The 437-nt window shown below is 61.6% G+C and carries 1 pseudogene; it reads right to left on the reverse strand.

Going from position 1 to position 437, the window contains the following annotated elements:
- Positions 1 to 2: 2 nt before the first annotated feature.
- A pseudogene (locus tag EEB13_RS31305) lies at positions 3 to 236 on the reverse strand (AMP-binding enzyme); the annotation flags it as partial.
- Between the last annotated feature and the right edge of the window lie 201 nt (positions 237 to 437).

Genomic DNA, 437 nt, shown 5'->3' on the forward strand with positions numbered 1-437 from the left:
CCCTACTTACCGCGGATTGCGTCGAATACCTTGGGGTCGACCAGGGTTGAGGTGTCTCCGAGGTCGCGGCCTTCGGCTACGTCGCGCAGGAGGCGGCGCATGATCTTGCCGGATCGGGTCTTCGGCAGTTCCGGCACGATCGTGATCTGACGGGGCTTGGCGATCGGGCTGATGTCGGTGGAGACCTGCGCCTTCAACTCTGCGATCAGGACCTCGCCCGTGTTTTCGACACCTTCCGCCACGACTCGAATCCCGCCGGCATCATTCGCCGGCGGGCGTCCTACGAGAGATCGTCAAGCTGGACCGTCATCGAGAGTCGGCCGAATGCTAGATGTCGGCAAGAAGAATCCAGTTCCGAACAGATGACTGTGTTGGATGCTGAATACGGTTACAGGTCCGCGATGACCCGGCAACGATCCGCCAGAGTGCGACGGGTG

It is taken from the genome of Rhodococcus sp. WS3 (genome assembly GCF_003797085.1).
GTDB classification, from domain to species: Bacteria; Actinomycetota; Actinomycetes; order Mycobacteriales; family Mycobacteriaceae; genus Rhodococcus_F; species Rhodococcus_F globerula.